This is a genomic window from Gordonia sp. DT218, assembly GCF_049847105.1.
Classification (GTDB): domain Bacteria; phylum Actinomycetota; class Actinomycetes; order Mycobacteriales; family Mycobacteriaceae; genus Gordonia.
The window spans coordinates 901,584-917,885 of sequence record NZ_JBNCNS010000001.1 but is presented as its reverse complement, the minus strand read 5'-3'; the positions used below and the strand labels follow the sequence as shown (position 1 = coordinate 917,885).

The following is a 16,302-nucleotide window of genomic DNA, read 5'->3' as shown; positions in this document are numbered from 1 at the left end:
GTCCGAAGGGGGTGATGGCGTGACGGAGGCAGTGGCCCTTGCCTTCGACGACGCGACCTACACTCGCCGACAGCTCGATGAGCTGGCGGGCGGCCTTGCCGAAGAACTCTCGGCAACCGGGGTGAAACGTGGTTCGCGAGTCGCCCTGATGTCGTCCAATCGCCCCGAATTCGTCGTGGCCGTGCGTGCCATCTGGCGGCTCGGTGCGGCGGTGGTGCTGATCAGTCCCGCGTGGCGAACGGTCGAGGTCGCCCATGCGCTCGAAGTATCCCGCGCCACGCACGCGGTCGGTGACAACGCTGTCCTCGCCGACCTCATGATCATGCGCGACCTCGCCGAGCCCGTCCCGCGGGGATCGGCGGTGTTCGACGAACCGCATGCCGACGACGACGCCGTGCTCGTGTTCAGCTCCGGCACCACGGGAATGCCCAAGGCCGTCCGGCACACTCATGCGTCCTTCGGTGCCGCCGTCCGGCATTGGCGGGATGCGCTGGCCCTGACCGGTGCGGATCGCATCCAGGTGCTGACGCCGCCGTCGCACATCCTCGGCCTCCTCAACATCGTCACCGCACTCGACGCGGGCGTCTGGGTTCGCCTGCACCGACGCTTCGACCTCGACACCATGCTCCGGCACATCGAAATCGACCGGATCACCGTCGAGATGGCGGTCGCACCCATCGCCTTGGCGATCGCGTCGCACCCGGATCTGGAGAGTTTCGATCTCTCCTCGCTCCGCTACATCATGTGGGGCGCTACGCCGGTGACGACGAGTGTCGCAGAGGAGGTCACCCGGCGCACCGGCGTCCGTTGGGTGCCGGCCTACGGTGCCAGCGAAGTTCCGGTGATCGCGTGCAATCCGATCGACGGGGCGCGACTCGACACCGTGGGACGTGCTGTCCCGGGCGTGCAGGTCCGAGCGATCGATCTCGAGACGCGAGTGCCCTCGCCGCCAGGGGTTCCCGGTGAGATCGTGGTCCGGTCGCCGTCCCTGATGGCCGGTTATCTGCCCGAATCCGAGAACGACGACGCCTTCGTGGACGGCTGGTACCGCACCGGTGACGTCGGTGTGGTGGACGCCGACGGCTGGATCGCCCTCGTCGATCGCTCGAAGGAGATGATCAAGGTCCGTGGTTTCCAGGTGGCGCCCGCGGAGATCGAAGCGGTGCTGCACGGGCATCCCGCGGTTGCCGATTGTGCGGTGTTCGGCGTCGACGACGGAGTCGGTGGCGAACGCATCGTGGCCGCGGTCCGGGCGATCACGCCGATCGAAGCCCACGATCTCATCGATCTCGTCAGTGCATCGCTGGCCACCTACAAACGACCGAACGCGATCATGTTCGTCGACGACATCCCCCGACTCCCGTCGGGCAAGGTGCTGCGCCGAGTGCTGAGAGACACGGTGCCTAGAGACACGGTGCTGAGAGACACGGTGGTCGGAGACAGAGTGTTGAAGGAGAGCCATGGATGTACGTCTGACAAGTGAGCAATCGCAATTGCGCGATGCCGCAGCCAAACTGGCTGACGATCTGGGCCCGGGGTCGGTGGCCGATCTCGAGGACAGCACACGGCGGGACCGACTCGCGGCAGCGATCGACCGAACAGGCTGGCGCAGTCTGCGTTCCGACGGCGCGACGGGCGTCGAGGTCGCGATCGTCGCGGAGGAGTTCGGTAGGGGACTGGTCGACGCGGCCTTCCTCGGGCCGACTCTCGCCGACGATCTGCTCCGGCACACCGGGGCCGCGGGAGCCGCGGCGACCCTGGCGATCGACGGCCTGGTCCCCGACGCCGATGGTCTCGACCGCGTGGTGGAACTCGACGGTGTGTTCGTCCGGGAGGGACGGGCCGGCGGGGCCGTGCCGTCGGAGGATCTGACCCGTATCGCCAAGAATGTTGACACAGTGAATGATTCGCCGGTCGCGACGTTGTCGGAACACGACGCGCAACGTTTCCGCGCACTTGCGCTGGTGGTCACCGCCGCCGACATCCTCGGAGCGGCCCGCGGCGCCCAGGCCCTGGCCTGTGACTACGCCAAGATCCGGGAGCAGTACGGCAAGACGATCGGTTCCTATCAGGCAGTGGGCCACATGCTGGCCGAGAGTCTCGCCGTGCTCGAGGGATCGGCGAGCATTCTCCGCCACGCGGCGTGGGCGGTCGACGAACTCGAACCGTCCGAGGCCGTCGTCGCGGCCCAGATGGCCAAGCTGTACTGCGCGCGATCCGCCCGAACCGTGTGCGAGAACTCGATTCAGGTGCACGGTGGCATCGGGAACACCTGGGAATGCCTCGCACACGTCCACCTGCGGCGAGTTCTGGTGTCTACCGAGAACTTTCCGGTGAGCCTGAAGGAGATCGACCTTGGACTATCGTGACTCCACCGACGACGGCGCATTCCGCGAGCGACTGCGCGGCTGGCTCTCCGAGCACGCCGCCGCGTTCCCGACGTCCGGTGACGAATACTGGGCCCGCCAGGGCGAGTGGCACCAGGCGCTCTACGAGGCCGGCTTCTTCGGCCTCTCCTGGCCGGCGAAATTCGGTGGCCACGACCTCGCGCCGGTCTACGACGTGATCCTCGACGAGGAGATCGCTCGGGCGGGCGCGCCGCCGCGGCCGAGCCTGGGCTATCTGTTGCACGGGCTCGGGCGGCATGCGAGTCCTCAACTGCAGGAACGGTTCCTGCCGGGGATGATCAACGGAACCGAACGCTGGTGCCAGGGATTCTCGGAACCCGGAGCGGGATCGGATCTGGCGTCGTTGCGGACCACCGCGACGCGTGCGGGCGACGACTACGTGATCAACGGACACAAGATCTGGACGAGCTACTCCGACGTCGCGGATTGGTGTCTGCTGCTCGCCCGCACCGATCCCGACGCCCCTCGGCACCGTGGCATCTCCGCATTCATCATCTCGATGAAGCAGGAGGGGATCGAACAGCGGCCGCTGAAGATGATGAGTGGCATCACCACGGAATTCGGTCAGGTGCTCTTCGACGGCGCGCGAGTGCCCGCGGATCAGATGATCGGCGCACCCGGCGAGGGATGGGCGCTCGCGATGACCGTCGTCGGGCACGAGCGGGAGCCGTCGACGCTGGGATACGTCGCTCGGTACGGCAAACTCGTCCGCCAACTGGCCCAACGCTCGGACGAGTACTCCGAGGAAATCGCCTGGGCCGCAGTGCAGACCGAGATGCTGCGGTTGCACGTCCGGCGCCGCCTGTCCGAGCAACTCGACGGCGTGTCGCACACGTCGGAGGGGTCTCTGGACAAGCTCCTGATGACGTGGGTCGACCAGTCGGTCGGACATGCGGCCGTATCCGTCGGCGGGACGAAGGATCCGGAACTGCTGAGCGCGTACCTGTACAGCCGTGCGCAGAGCGTCATGGGTGGTACGTCGCAGATCCAGAAGAACATCATCGCATCGAGACTGCTCGGATTGGGAGTGTGACATGTACGGGATGCCCGAGGAGATCGAGGTCGCCGCGCAGGGTCCACTCCGGATCATCACGCTGAATCGTCCGGATGCGCTCAATGCGGTCAACGACGCTCTGCATTCGGGACTGGCGGAGCTGTGGACGCGTCTGAGTGAGGATCCGGAGGTGCGCGCCGCAGTGCTCACGGGTCGTGGCAAGGCGTTCTCGGCAGGAGGCGACTTCGGCTACCTCAAGGAGCTCGGTGAGGATCCAGCTCTGCGAGCCAAGACCATTCGCCACGGACGTGAGCTCGTGCTCGGCATGGCCAGGTGCCGCGTTCCGGTGATCAGTGCGGTCAACGGGCCTGCGGTGGGGCTGGGATGCAGCCTCGTGGCGCTGAGCGACATGGTGTACATGAACCCCGCGGCCTACCTGGCCGACCCGCACGTTCAGGTGGGGCTGGTGGCGGCCGACGGCGGACCGCTGACGTGGCCACTGCAGATCAGTTTGTTGCAGGCCAAAGAGTTCGCGCTCACCGGCACCCGGATCTCGGCGGAACGGGCGGTCGAACTCGGGCTGGCGAACCATGTGGCCGACGACCCGTTCGCCGAGGCGATCGGGTGCGCGAAGAAGATGATGGAGCTGCCGCAGCAAGCCGTCGAATCCACCAAACGGATGCTCAACATCCACCTCGAACGCGCGGTGCTCGCGAGCCTCGACTACGCGAATGCGGCCGAGAATCTCTCGTTCCAGACCGACGACTTCCGGGCCACCATCGCGCGCCTGACGGCGCCGAAGAACTGAGCAGGCAGTTCTGGCCGCACTTTCCGCCTCTGGCCGCAGCATCAGCTGCGAGCCGGAACACGGAAGTGCGGCCGGAACGTCGGGAGATCAGAACGCCGGGAGCTCAGGGCGCCGGGAGGCTCAGGGGTAGGCGGCGAGCAGTTCCTCGGACCGCTGGACCGTTCCGGTGATGCCGTCGGCTCGCTGTGCGGCCAGGATCGTCGCGGCGTGGCCCATGGTCTCCGGTGGCTCGACCATCTCCGGCGGGATCTCCCGTCCGCCGCCGGCGGCCTGCCAGCCCTCGGTGAGGACCACCCGGGTGGGGCTCAGACAGTTGACCGCGACGTCGTCGTTGCGAAGATCGTGTGCCAGGCCGAGATAGAGCCGCTCGACCGCGGCCTTGGACACCCAATAAGCATTCGCGCCACGGTCGATCATCCCGACACCACTGGTCGTGACGGCTATCAGGGAGCCGCCGCCCCGGGCGCGCAGATGTGGGATCGCGGCCTTGGTCACCAGGAACGTCCCGGTCAGGTTCACGTCGAGGCAGAGTTGCCACCGTTTGAGCGGTGTGGACTCCACGGGCCCGAGCCACAGCACACCTGCGTTCGCGACCACGATGTCGACGCCGCCGAATTCGTCGACTGTGGTGTCGATCGCCGAGGCCACCGATTGTTCGTCGGTGATGTCGCACGCGACCGGGAGCGCAGTACCGCCGGTCGCGGTGATCGCCTGGGCGACATCGTGGATCGTGCCGGGAACGCGCCCCACCGTCTCCGTTCGGGCCGCCACCGCCACCGCGGCACCGGCCGAGGCCAGTGCCGCGGCGACGGCCGCCCCGATTCCCCGGCTCGCGCCGGCGACAAAGGCGACCTTGCCGTCGAGATCGGTCACTTCGGTGGGAAACGCAGCGCGCCGTCGAGGCGGATGACCTCACCGTTGAGATAGTCGTTCTCGCAGATGTGGGCCACGAGGGCGGCGTACTCCGGCGACTGCCCCATCCGCTTGGGCCACGGCACCTGCTTCCCCCAGTGTTCCTCCAGTTGGTCGGCGTGCTTGCCGTACGCGGGGGTGTTGAACGTGCCGGGCGCGATGGTGACCACCCGGATGCCCAACGGCGACAGGTCGCGTGCGGCAACGAGTGTCATGCCGACGACCCCGCCCTTTGCCGCCGAGTAGGGGAGCTGTCCGATCTGTCCTTCGTACGCGGCGATCGACGCGGTGTTCACGATCACGCCGCGGCCCGTGTCGGTGGCCTCCTGTCGTGCGATAGCGGCCGCCGACAGCCGCATGACATTGAAGACGCCGGTGAGGTAGACGTCGATGGTGGTCCGGAAGCCGTCGAGATCCAACGGACTCCCGTCTTTTCCGACGAGACGCCCGCCCGAGGCCGGACCGCCGTGGGTGTCCACGGAGATCCGCAGCGGCCCCATCTCCTCGGCTTCGGCGATCGCCCCGTTCACGTCCTCGGTCGATGTCGCGTCGGTGCGCACGTAACGAACACCGAGCTCGGCCTCGAGGGCCTTGCCCTTCTCGTCGGCCAGATCCGCCACCACCACTCGTGCTCCCGCTCCGTGAAGCCGACGTACCGTGGCCTCGCCGAGGCCACCCGCGCCACCGACCACCAGCGCTGAACTGCCCGTGATGTCCATTTGCATTTCCCTTCTTGCGACTAAGACTCTCGTTCTGAGAGAATAATGTTCTCATGAACATCACCATGATCGTCGAAATGACGTCAGAAGTCGATGACAGATTGGTCATCACCTCTGGCGACCGCTCCGTGACCGCGGTGGAACTCGCCGTGCTGGCGCGACGAGCCGCACATTCGTTCGCCGGGCGCTCGGCGGTGCTCTATGAAGGCGTCAACGACCTTGCCTACCCGGTGGCACTCTTCGGGGCGGCCTACGCAGGCATCCCGTTCGTGCCGCTCAACTACCGGCTCAGCGATTCGGCACTGGCGGGACTCGAGGGCAAGCATCCCGACGCCGTGGTCCTGCGCTCCGGTGACCTCGACCGCTGGCTCACCGGCCTCGACGATCGCCCCGATCCGGCACCCGAGGATCTCACCGCGGACCTGTCGGATCCCGACTCTGTTGCGGTCGTCATCTATACGAGCGGGACGACCTCGGAGCCCAAGGCGGCGCTCCTCCGTCAGCGGCACCTGCTTGCGTATGTGTTCAACACCCTCGAGTTCAACTCCGCGGAAGTCGGGGACGCGGCGCTCGTCGCGGTGCCGCCCTATCACATAGCCGGACTGACAAATCTCATGTCCAACCTCTACACCGGGCGCCGCATCGTCTATGCGACGGGATTCGATGCCGCGCAATGGATCGACACCGTGCGAGCCGAGTCGGTCACTCACGCCATGCTGGTACCGACGATGCTCGCCCGGGTGATCGACGCGTTGCCTGCCGACGGTGTGGGGCTGCCGTCCCTGAAGAACCTGGCCTATGGCGGTGCGCGGACGCCCAGATCCGTGATCGAGGGAGCACTGAGGGCGCTGCCGGACACGAATTTCGTGAACGCCTACGGCCTCACCGAGACAGCGTCATCGATTGCGGTTCTCGCGCCCGACGATCATCGGGTGGCCATCGGATCCGACGATGCTGCGGTCCGCGGCCGTCTCGGGTCCGTGGGCCGCCCGTTACCGGGCATCGAGGTCACCATTCGTGACGAGAACGGCGAGCAGTTGCCGACGGGGGCCGAGGGGCTCGTTTTTGTCCGGGGCGATCAGATCTCGGGTGAGTATGGGAGCCGGAGCGTGCTCGACAGCGAGGGCTGGTTCCCGACACGTGATCTCGGCCGCCTCGACGACGATGGCTACCTCTACATCGAGGGGCGGGCCGACGACACCATCATCCGTGGCGGTGAGAACATCGCGCCGGCCGAGATCGAGGACGTGTTGATGGAGCATCCCGCGGTCGCCGAGGCGGCCGTCGTCGGTGTGCCGGACCCGGAGTGGGGACAGCGCCTGGTGGCCGTCGTCGTCGGCGAGGGAGACGCCGAGGAGATCCGGGCCTGGGTCCGCGAGCGGCTGCGCTCGTCCAAGACGCCGGATTCGATCGTCTTCACACCCGACCTGCCCCGCACCGAGACAGGAAAGCTGTTGCGCCGCAACCTGATGAATGATCTGGCAAACACTGAGCAGAACCCCGAACTGGAGAAGAACAATGCCTGAAGCCGTCATCGTTTCCGCTCGCCGGACGCCGATCGGAACCGCGTTCAAAGGAACACTGCGCGACACCGATGCCTTCGACCTCGCCGAACACACCGTCTCCGCCGTCGTCGAGGATCTGGGCTCCGCCCCCGTCGACGACGTGATCCTGGGCGAGGGCCTCTACGGCGGTGGCGTGATCGCGCGCCACGCCGCGATCACGGCGGGCCTGGTCGATGTGCCGGGCCTCGCGGTCAACCGGCATTGTGCGGCCGGTCTGGCCGCGGTGCAGACCGCGGCGGGGAGCATCCGGGCCGGCATGGACACCTTGATCCTGGCCGGCGGCGTCAATTCCCAATCCACGTCGCCGAAGTCGAAGTTCCGGGTGGGCGAGGAGTGGATCGAACCCTGGATGTCGCCGACCCACCCCAACCAGCCCGATGCCCCGAACAAGGATATGTCGATCACGGTGGGATGGAGTTCCGCTGTCGCGGCTGGCATCTCGCGGACCGAGATGGACGAGTGGGCACTACGATCACACCGCAATGCGATTGCCGCGATCGACGCCGGGCGATTCGACGACGAGATCGTGCCGATCAAGACCGTTCACGGTCTGTTCTCCGTCGACGAACATCCGCGGCGGGAGACCAGCATGGAGAAGTTGGCGTCGCTCAAGCCTCTGCACCCCGAGATCGAGGGGTTCTCGATCACCGCGGGTAACGCCAGCGGGGCGAACGATGCTGCCGCGGTGCTCGCAATCGCCAGTGACGAACTCGGGTTGCCTGCGCTGGCCACGGTTCGCTCGTGGTCGTCGGTGGGCGTCGATCCGGCACAGACGGGCCTGTCGCCGGTGACGGCAATCCCGAAAGCACTCAAGCGCGCGGGACTCTCACTGTCGGACGTCGACCTGTTCGAGATCAACGAGGCCTTCGCCGCGAACTGCGTCGCGTGCGTGAAGCTGCTCGACATCGACCCGGACATCGTCAACGTGAGTGGTAGCGGGTGTTCGCTGGGGCACCCGGTCGCGGCGAGCGGGGCCCGGATGCTGACCACTTTGGTCTATGAATTGAGAAGGCGTGGCGGCGGTATCGGAGTCGCGTCGATGTGTGCGGGTGGCGGCATGGGGTCGGCGACGGTCGTCGAGGTCCATGGCTGAGGAGAAGTTGCTGCGGGCGTCCGTCGACGATCAGTTGGCGGCCGCGCGCGGTGGGTCGGCGCGGGCGGCCGGAAAGTTGCTCTCCCTCGTCGAGGGCGCCGGGCGGGACGTGGTGCTGGACGCGATAGGGCCTGCGGCGGGGTCGATCTCGGCGATCGGGATCACCGGGCCGCCCGGCGCCGGGAAGTCCACCACGATCACGGCTCTCGTCGCCGCCTATCGGTCGGTCGGAAAGCGGGTCGCGGTACTCGCGGTCGATCCCACCTCCCCGTACAGCGGCGGCGCCCTGCTGGGCGACCGAATCCGGATGACCCAGCACATCGACGACCGGGACGTTTTCATCCGGTCGATGGCGACTCGCGGTCATCTCGGCGGTCTCGCCTCTGCGGTACCGGCCGCCATCCGGCTCCTCGAGGCACTGGACTACGACGTCGTCCTCGTCGAGACCGTGGGAGTGGGCCAGTCGGAGGTCGAGGTGTCCGCGGTCGCGGACCCCACCGTAGTCATCCTCAATCCTGGTGCGGGCGACGCGGTCCAGGCGGCGAAGGCCGGACTGCTCGAGGTCGCCGACCTGCTCGTGGTCAACAAGGCAGATCGGGAAGGCGCCGATCAGACGGTGCGAGACCTGCGGATGGAATCGTCGGTCCCGGTGATGACCCTCGTCGCATCCCGTGGCGAGGGTGTGAGCGCACTCGTGGAGGCGATCGAGAACCATCGACGTGACGACGACCCGGTGCGCCGCGCGGCCCGGCTGCGCGGACAGATCCTGTCCCTCGCGATGACCCGGCTGCGCACGCACCCGGCGTTGTCGGAACTCGTCGACGCCGTGATGTCCGGTGGGATGGACCCGTATACGGCGGCCGAGAAACTCATCGCTCCGGTCTAGGCCCCACCCCCGGTTACCCCGCCCCGGTCGACAGCAACCCGTATCCCGCCGACAGCAACCCGTATCTCGCCGAGAGCAACCCAAATTTCGCCGAGAGCAACCATGGATCGCAATGTGAGTCGGTGTGGCCGAGATACTGGCACACGGTCGACGACGTACGGGTTGCTGTCGGGGTAATACCGGTTGCTCTCCACGACATACGGGTTGCTGTCGGCGAAATGCGGGTTGCTGTCGGCGGAGAATCGGTTGCTGTCGGCGAGGTCAGGAGAGTTCGGCGACGATCTGCGGGAGGTCGACCGAGGTGCGGATACCCGGAGCGGCAGCGCAGACGTGGCGAACCGCGTTCACCGCTCGATTGGCGGTGTAACCGGGCGTGGTGTCGGCCATCCGATCCAGATCGATCGGCATGTTGATGTCGACGGACAGTGGTGCGTCACCATCCACGACGACCCGCCAGCCGGTGGCCAGAAGATCCCACTGTGGCTCGATGTCCGAGGTGCAGTACCAGTTGGCGCGGAATCGCAGGATCTCCCGGCCGTCTCGCATGCCGGAGACGGTGATCCGCTGGGCACCGACCGAACCCGCGGGCAGGGTGCCCGCGGCGATCGACACCTCGCGCGTCGTCAGGCCGGCCTCACCGTGTACGTCGACCGAATCCAGTGGCATCCCGATCGACTCGGCGACGAGTTGGAGCGACGGACCGAAGCTGCCGCGGAGGTACTCCAGACGGTAGTCCTCGAACTCGCGCGCCTCGCCGCCGAAGCCCATGATGCCGAAGAGCAGGTCGGGGGAGTTCCGCCGCGAGAGATCGGCGAACTCGTCGATCGCGATCTTGTCGACGTGGCGCTGGATGGAGCTGAGTACCAACGGAATCGCCTCGGTGATGAACCCCGGGCTGCTGCCGGTCGAATGGATCGACGTGCCACCGGCCAGGCATGCGTGCTCGATACGCTCACGTAGATCCGCGTCCATGCTCGCTGGACGGTGGAATTCGCCGCGCGTGGTGACGATGTCGATCCCCGACTCGAGAAGCCGCACCACGTCGTCGACGTCGAGCGCGGCGGGCATGTACACGACGCAATCGGGCGCCAGTGCGATGACGTCGTCGACACTGTCGGTCGCCTTCACCCCGATCGGCGCCACTCCGCACAGATCGCCGGCATCGGCTCCGTTCTTCTCGGGCGAGGTCACGTACACCCCGACGAGATCGAGATGGGGGTGCTCGATGATCGCGCGCAGCGAGCGGGCGCCGATGTTGCCGGTGGCCCACTGGACGCACCGATGGCCGCGCGGTGTCGCGTCGGCTACTGCAGGCGAAGCAGCCGCCGCGGTCACGACGGCATCCGGACAACTGCTTCCTGCGCGAAAGAGGCAACCAGAGAGCCACTTTCGGTGATGATGTCGCCCCGGCCGTAGCATCGGCCGCCCGCGATGATCGGGCTGTCCTGTCGGATCAGGAGCCACTGGTCGGTGCGGACGGGTCGGTGGAACCACATCGTGTGTGAGGTCACCGCCGAATGGAAGGCGGTTCCGTTGCCGCCCTGGCTGAATCCGTCCAACGGACGCAGGGCCGTACCGATGACGGTGAGATCGGTCGCGTACGCGGCGACGCAGGGATATGCGTGGTCGTCATCGGCCGCCGGTGTTCGCATCCACATCTCGTGATGCGGTGCGGCAGAGGCCGGGTCGTCGAGGTCGTCGAACGACCGGATCTCCCACGGCAACAACCCGACGATGATCTCGTTGTCGGCGCCGGGCAGGTCGGGGAGCGGGTCGATCGTCTGGACGTCGGGTCCCTCGTCGGGCACGTGCATCGCGATCGTCGCCACGGCGATGAGCCGGTCGGTCTGGGTGGCGCCGATCTGCAGTGTGTCGAAGGAACGCCCGCGGTGTCGGTGGTCGACCTCGTAGGTGACGTCCTCGTCGACCAGGCCTTCTCGCAGGAAATTGGCGTGTATCGACCTGATGGACTTCTCCGGACTGGCCGCGCCTGCCGCCGCCACGAACTGGGCGAGCAACTGCCCACCGAACAGGCGCCGGTATGGGAGCGAGAGGTTGATGCCGCGATAGCAGCTTGTGGTGGGCTGACTCGTGGTGGACTGCCTCGTGGTGGACTGACTCGTGGTGGATGACGGGGGCGCCGCGGTGGTGGCCGCCTCACGGCCGGGGGCGCCGACACCGACCGGTGTGCAGTCACGCAGTTCGAGAACAGAGATCAGCTCGCGCCAGTCAGTTGCCATGACGGCAGTGTAATCGCAGATTGCGAAAATGAGAATACAATTCTCGGGTCGTCAGGCGCTGCGACTGAATCCCTGCGCGCAGAACTCCCAGACCTCGTCGGCGGTGATGGGATGGTTGTCGGGGTCGTCGGTGGGCACGCTCGACTGGGCGATGAACATGACCGTCTGCATCACCATCGCGGACACCCGCCGCGGGTTCAGGCCCTCGCGCAGTTCGTCCGCGGCGGACGCTTCCTCGAGGAATTCCGCCAGCAGCGCGACCAGGGGGGCGTGCGCGATCCGCACCTCGGTCGGATGTGTGAGCAGCAGCTGCGGGGCGAAGTCACTGAACAAGGGCCGCTTGGCATTCGGGTCCGGCCGCGACAGCTCGAACAGTAACGTCACCGCGACTCGCACTCGCTCGATGGGGTCGGTCTCGGTGGCCGCGGCCGCCCGGATCTGGTCGGCGGACCTGCTCAGCGCATCTTCGAACAGGGCGAGGAGCAACTCGTGCTTGCCGTCGAACTGGAGATAGAAGCTGCGCAGGGATTGCTTCGACCGCTCGACCACCTCCTGCACCGTGAACTCGGTGGTGCCCTTCTCGGTGATGATTGCCTGCGCGGCGTCGAGAAAGCGTTGCACACGCTGTTCGGCACGCAGTTTCGCGGTCTTGATCGACCGCTCGACGGCGCGCTGCTTCCATGCGGGCTCTTCGTTCGCGCTTGTCATGGCGCCCGATTTCCGCGGAGTTGCCTATGCATAGGGCGAGTTTAGCTGAGTGAACAATCGATCGTGGCGAAGGGCGCTCTTCAGAATGAAAGTGTTCCATTCTGAAATAGAGAACGCTATTCTCATTTGATGGATAGAACAGTCTCTCCGTCGTCGTCATCGGTCGTCGGGGCACACAGGAAGCCGAGAGGAGAGTGTCCGTGCTCGTAGAGTTCGATTCCGACCAGCGGCTCTGGGGTAAGACCGTGCGGGAACTGCTGGCGAAGGAATGCTCGCCAGCACGGATCCGGCAGGTGGTCGACGACGACGTCGACCCGGCATCGCTCTGGGCCACGTATGTCGACCAGGGCTGGACGGAATTGGTGGAGCCGGCCGAATCCGTCGAGCTCGCCATCGCCCTGGAGGCCATGGGAGCGGCGACCGATCCCACGCCGTTCCTGGCGACCGTGACCCAGTTCGCACCGTTGGCCGGGGATCTGGCAGAACCGGGCCGGACGGGCGCGGCGGTCCCGACCGGAATCACCGCGCATCTCGACGACGAGGGGTGGCTGCTGTCGGGTACCTGCCGAACCGTTCTCGACGGCGACCGCGCCGAGCAGTTCGCCGTGGCGACCGCAGCAGGCGTGTTCGTGATCTCCGCGGATGTCGCCGTCGTGACGCGGGTACCGTGCTTCGACCCGCTGATGCACGTCGCGGACGTCACGTTTCCGTCTGTGCGTGTGCCGGATTCGCGACGCAATCCGGTTCCCGACGTCGCCCGGGCACGCGCGGTCGCCTTGATGGGGATGTCCATCACGATGGTCGGTGCCTGCCAACGGATCCTCGACCTCGCCCTCGAGCACGTGACCAACCGTCAGCAGTTCGGCGTCGCGATCGGCAGCTTCCAGGCCGTGAAGCACAAGGCCGCCGACATGCACGTCGCCGTGGAGCGGGCTCGGGCCCTCGCGTACTACAGCGCATTGACGATCGCGACCGGCAGCGCCGACATGCGCCTTGCCGCGTCGATGGCGAAAGCCTCGGCGGGAGAGTGTCAATCGCTGGTGTTCCGCAACGGCTATCAGCTGTTCGGCGCGATGGGCTACACGTGGGAGAACGATCTGCAGTTCCCACTGAAGCGTGCCAAGGCAGGAGAACTGATGCTCGGTGGTTCGGACGAACACCGGGCATTGATCACCGAGGAGTATCGTGCAACTCAACTTTGACGCCGACGTCGAGGAGTTCCGGGCGGAGTTCGTCGCCTTTCTCGACGAGAATCTTCCCACCGAGGCGGACGCCGGGCGTCGGGCGAAATCCAGTTCGGACATACCGGATTGGGCTCGTGAGTGGCAGCGCCTGCAATTCGATCATGGATGGTTACAGCCCGGGAACCCGCCGGAGTTCGGTGGCCGCAACGCCGGAATCCTGCAGCAGTACGTCCATCTCGTCGAGCTGTCACGACGCCGCATCTACCACAGTTACAACCCACAGGGCCTGGGCATCATCGCGGCATCGCTGCTGACCTTCGGAACCCCGGAACAGAAGAGCAGATGGGCGGTGCGCATCCTGCGTGCCGAGATCACGGCGTCGCTCGGGATGAGTGAGCCGGGGGCCGGTTCGGATCTGGCCTCCCTGCGCACCAAGGCTCGCCTCGAGGGTGACGAGTTCGTGGTGAACGGCCAGAAGGTCTGGACGTCGGGAGCACACGACGCCGACGTCCTGTTGACGTTCGTGCGCACCGACCCCGATGCCCCCAAGCACAAGGGCATCAGCGCCATCCTGATCCCGACCGATCTGCCCGGTGTCACCCGCCGCCCGTTCGGGGCCATCTCGTCGCCCACGGATCTGGACTTCAACGAGGTGTTCTTCGAGGACGTGCGGGTCCCCGTCGAGAATCTGATCGGCGAACTCAACGGCGGTTGGCATGTCGCCAACGGGTCGTTGGGACATGAGCGAACGCTGTTGTGGCTCAGCTTTGCCGAGCGACTGGAGGACCTGCTCCGCGACTACCGGCCGGAGACGGTCTTGGATCGCGACCGGTACGCGACGTTGGTGATGGACTCACATGCGCTCCGGTTGCTGGGCTCGCAGGCACTTGGCCGGGCGGCCCGCGGGGAGCAGGATGTGCCGGCCTTGTCGGTGCTCAAGCTGATGGGTTCGGAAGCCGTTCAGAACGCGACCGAGCACGCACTCGCCGCCGCCGGGGAGGACGGGTTGTCGCACCCCGGGCTGACCGCACCGTACAACCACATGGATCTCGAGATGCTCTACACGAGTTGGTTCGAACGTTACGCGCGCAGCTTCGGCTACACCATCGCCGGTGGCACGTCGGAGATCCAGCGGAATGTCATCGCGGAACGAGTGCTCGGATTACCCAGGCGCTGAGGCGGTATCGATGAAGGGCACAGATGAACATCCTGTATGACGTGAAGGACAAGATCGCGACGATCACGCTGAATCGACCCGAGGTGGCCAACGCCCAGAACGCCGAGCTCCTCGACGAGCTGGACGCGGCGTGGACCAGGGCGGCCGACGATCCGGACGTCAGTGTGATCGTCCTGCGTGGCGAGGGAAAGCACTTCTCCTCCGGACATGACCTCAACGGTGGCGGCCCCAGGCCGGACAAGATCACCCTGGAGATGGTCTACGGCACGGAGTCCCGACGGTATCTCGACTACAGCCTGCGGTGGCGCAACATCCCCAAGCCGAGTATCGCTGCGGTGCAAGGCCGTTGCATCGCGGGTGGGCTGCTGCTCTGTTGGCCGTGCGACCTGATCATCGCATCGGAGGATGCCAAGTTCTCGGACCCCGTGGTGATGATGGGTATCGGTGGCGTCGAATATCACGGTCACACCTGGGAACTCGGCCCGCGTAAGGCCAAGGAGATCCTCTTCACCGGGCGCCCGGTCACCGCCGCGGAGGCGGAACAGACCGGCATGGTGAACCTGGTGGTCCCACGTGACGAGCTCGATGCGCGGACCGCGGAGATGGCGGCCAGGATCGCGACGATGCCCCCGTTCGCATTGCGCCAGGCCAAGCGGGCCGTCAACCAGACGCTCGATGTCCAGGGCTTCTACGCGGCGATCCAGTCGGTGTTCGACATCCATCAGACCGGGCACGGAAACGCGCTGAGCGTCAGCGGGTTTCCGGTCCTCGTACATCTCGACGAGATGAAGGGCCGAATGAGCTGAATCTGTCGACCGGGTCAAATGGTCCGCGCAGCAACAATATTGCTCATAGGAAATTCTCAGTTTCGGCACAAACGGGCAGGTGATTGTCCTATTCTCTAGATGGAGAATGTGATTATCACACTCGGTCGCCGGCACCCACTGCCGTCGATGCTTCATGAATCAGTTGGGTGCTCGTGATAACGAGCACCCACAAGAAAGGACACCACCATGCGCAGAACTTTCACCGCGCGGGCTCTGGCCATGTGTGCGGGGGCGGTCATGATCGTCGGCGTCGCGGCCGGTTGTAGCGACTCGGACTCGAGTGACTCAGGCTCGAGCGCAACCAGTTCGATGGCGTCGACGTCGATGGCTGCGGCCGCCGCGGACCCGGCGACCACCAAAGAGATCACCGACGCCTACGTGACCTTCTTCAACGGTCAGACCCCGCCGCCCGAGCGCGCCGCGCTGATCGAGAACGGTGCGGCGTTCCAGCCGGTGCTGCAGGGGCTGACACAGAACCCGCAGTCCATGCAGACGACGGTGGCGGTGAAGGACGTGAAGGTGACCGACGCCGACCATGCCGACGTCACATATGACCTGCTGATGCAAGGCAACCCGGTGATGCCGGGTCAGACCGGTCAGGCGATCAAGGAGGACGGGAAGTGGAAGGTGTCGGCCGACACCTTCTGCGCCCTGATGGCAGTGCAGGGTGGCGGGGGACAGATTCCTGCCTGCGCCTGACACACGGAAACCCCTTCGGGCCGGCCTCGATTCGAGGCCGGCCCGAAGTGTCTGTGATGCCCGGAGTTCGAGACGAGACGAC

At 66.2% G+C, this 16,302-nt stretch carries 16 protein-coding genes; 11 read left to right on the top strand and 5 right to left on the bottom strand.

Annotated features, from left to right (window positions below):
- Positions 1-19: 19 nt before the first annotated feature.
- From ACPXCG_RS04265 to ACPXCG_RS04250, 4 genes are read left to right on the top strand one after another with little or no spacing between them, the layout of a single operon-like run.
- Positions 20-1,483 carry a class I adenylate-forming enzyme family protein gene (locus ACPXCG_RS04265; protein ID WP_425789389.1) on the top strand — a complete coding sequence of 488 codons (1,464 nt, stop codon included), beginning with the start codon at positions 20-22 and terminating at the stop codon, positions 1,481-1,483.
- Positions 1,461-2,369: an acyl-CoA dehydrogenase family protein gene (locus ACPXCG_RS04260; RefSeq protein ID WP_425789387.1), complete on the top strand. Its 909-nt coding sequence runs from the start codon at positions 1,461-1,463 to the stop codon at positions 2,367-2,369. The genes ACPXCG_RS04265 and ACPXCG_RS04260 overlap by 23 nt, the downstream gene beginning before the upstream one ends.
- Positions 2,356-3,441, top strand: a complete 1,086-nt coding sequence (locus ACPXCG_RS04255) for an acyl-CoA dehydrogenase family protein (protein ID WP_425789385.1) — start codon at positions 2,356-2,358, stop codon at positions 3,439-3,441. Before ACPXCG_RS04260 ends, ACPXCG_RS04255 begins: the two co-directional genes overlap by 14 nt.
- A gap of 1 nt (position 3,442) precedes the next feature.
- Positions 3,443-4,210, top strand: a complete 768-nt coding sequence (locus ACPXCG_RS04250; RefSeq protein ID WP_425789383.1) for an enoyl-CoA hydratase/isomerase family protein — start codon at positions 3,443-3,445, stop codon at positions 4,208-4,210.
- A 120-nt stretch (positions 4,211-4,330) separates the two neighbouring features.
- Here ACPXCG_RS04250 and ACPXCG_RS04245 read toward each other — a convergent pair whose 3' ends face one another.
- Complete coding sequence (locus ACPXCG_RS04245) at positions 4,331-5,083, bottom strand: SDR family NAD(P)-dependent oxidoreductase (RefSeq protein ID WP_425789381.1); 753 nt, start codon at positions 5,081-5,083, stop codon at positions 4,331-4,333.
- Complete coding sequence (locus ACPXCG_RS04240; protein ID WP_425789379.1) at positions 5,080-5,841, bottom strand: SDR family oxidoreductase; 762 nt, start codon at positions 5,839-5,841, stop codon at positions 5,080-5,082. The genes ACPXCG_RS04245 and ACPXCG_RS04240 overlap by 4 nt, the downstream gene beginning before the upstream one ends.
- Positions 5,842-5,894: 53 nt before the next feature.
- Between ACPXCG_RS04240 and ACPXCG_RS04235 the strand changes: the two genes are divergently transcribed.
- Genes ACPXCG_RS04235 through meaB form a run of 3 tightly spaced genes read left to right on the top strand, consistent with a single transcriptional unit; the run spans position 5,895 to position 9,385 of the window.
- Complete coding sequence (locus tag ACPXCG_RS04235) at positions 5,895-7,367, top strand: class I adenylate-forming enzyme family protein (RefSeq protein ID WP_425789377.1); 1,473 nt, start codon at positions 5,895-5,897, stop codon at positions 7,365-7,367.
- Complete coding sequence (locus ACPXCG_RS04230; RefSeq protein ID WP_425789375.1) at positions 7,360-8,499, top strand: thiolase family protein; 1,140 nt, start codon at positions 7,360-7,362, stop codon at positions 8,497-8,499. The genes ACPXCG_RS04235 and ACPXCG_RS04230 overlap by 8 nt, the downstream gene beginning before the upstream one ends.
- Entirely contained in the window at positions 8,492-9,385 is an 894-nt protein-coding gene (meaB, locus tag ACPXCG_RS04225; RefSeq protein WP_425789373.1) for a methylmalonyl Co-A mutase-associated GTPase MeaB, read from the top strand. Before ACPXCG_RS04230 ends, meaB begins: the two co-directional genes overlap by 8 nt.
- Before the next feature lie 261 nt (positions 9,386-9,646).
- Here meaB and ACPXCG_RS04220 read toward each other — a convergent pair whose 3' ends face one another.
- Genes ACPXCG_RS04220 through ACPXCG_RS04210 form a run of 3 tightly spaced genes read right to left on the bottom strand, consistent with a single transcriptional unit; the run spans position 9,647 to position 12,333 of the window.
- Positions 9,647-10,720, bottom strand: a complete 1,074-nt coding sequence (locus tag ACPXCG_RS04220; RefSeq protein ID WP_425789371.1) for a dihydrodipicolinate reductase — start codon at positions 10,718-10,720, stop codon at positions 9,647-9,649.
- Entirely contained in the window at positions 10,717-11,625 is a 909-nt protein-coding gene (locus tag ACPXCG_RS04215) for an acyl-CoA thioesterase (protein WP_425789369.1), read from the bottom strand. The genes ACPXCG_RS04220 and ACPXCG_RS04215 overlap by 4 nt, the downstream gene beginning before the upstream one ends.
- 51 nt (positions 11,626-11,676) lie before the next feature.
- Complete coding sequence (locus ACPXCG_RS04210; protein WP_425789367.1) at positions 11,677-12,333, bottom strand: TetR/AcrR family transcriptional regulator; 657 nt, start codon at positions 12,331-12,333, stop codon at positions 11,677-11,679.
- Between the two features lie 200 nt (positions 12,334-12,533).
- Between ACPXCG_RS04210 and ACPXCG_RS04205 the strand changes: the two genes are divergently transcribed.
- The 4 genes from ACPXCG_RS04205 (at position 12,534) to ACPXCG_RS04190 (ending at position 16,220) form a co-directional block, all read left to right on the top strand.
- The gene (locus tag ACPXCG_RS04205) at positions 12,534-13,535 is read left to right on the top strand and encodes an acyl-CoA dehydrogenase family protein (RefSeq protein WP_425789365.1); all 1,002 of its coding nucleotides are present in this window, start codon (positions 12,534-12,536) and stop codon (positions 13,533-13,535) included.
- Positions 13,519-14,694 (top strand): acyl-CoA dehydrogenase family protein, encoded by a 1,176-nt coding sequence (locus ACPXCG_RS04200; protein WP_425789363.1) that lies wholly within the window; start codon positions 13,519-13,521, stop codon positions 14,692-14,694. The genes ACPXCG_RS04205 and ACPXCG_RS04200 overlap by 17 nt, the downstream gene beginning before the upstream one ends.
- Positions 14,695-14,717: 23 nt before the next feature.
- Positions 14,718-15,500 (top strand): enoyl-CoA hydratase, encoded by a 783-nt coding sequence (locus ACPXCG_RS04195; RefSeq protein WP_425789361.1) that lies wholly within the window; start codon positions 14,718-14,720, stop codon positions 15,498-15,500.
- A gap of 207 nt (positions 15,501-15,707) precedes the next feature.
- A complete protein-coding gene (locus tag ACPXCG_RS04190; RefSeq protein WP_425789358.1) occupies positions 15,708-16,220 on the top strand; it encodes a hypothetical protein in 513 nt (170 codons plus the stop codon).
- Positions 16,221-16,302: the final 82 nt, after the last annotated feature.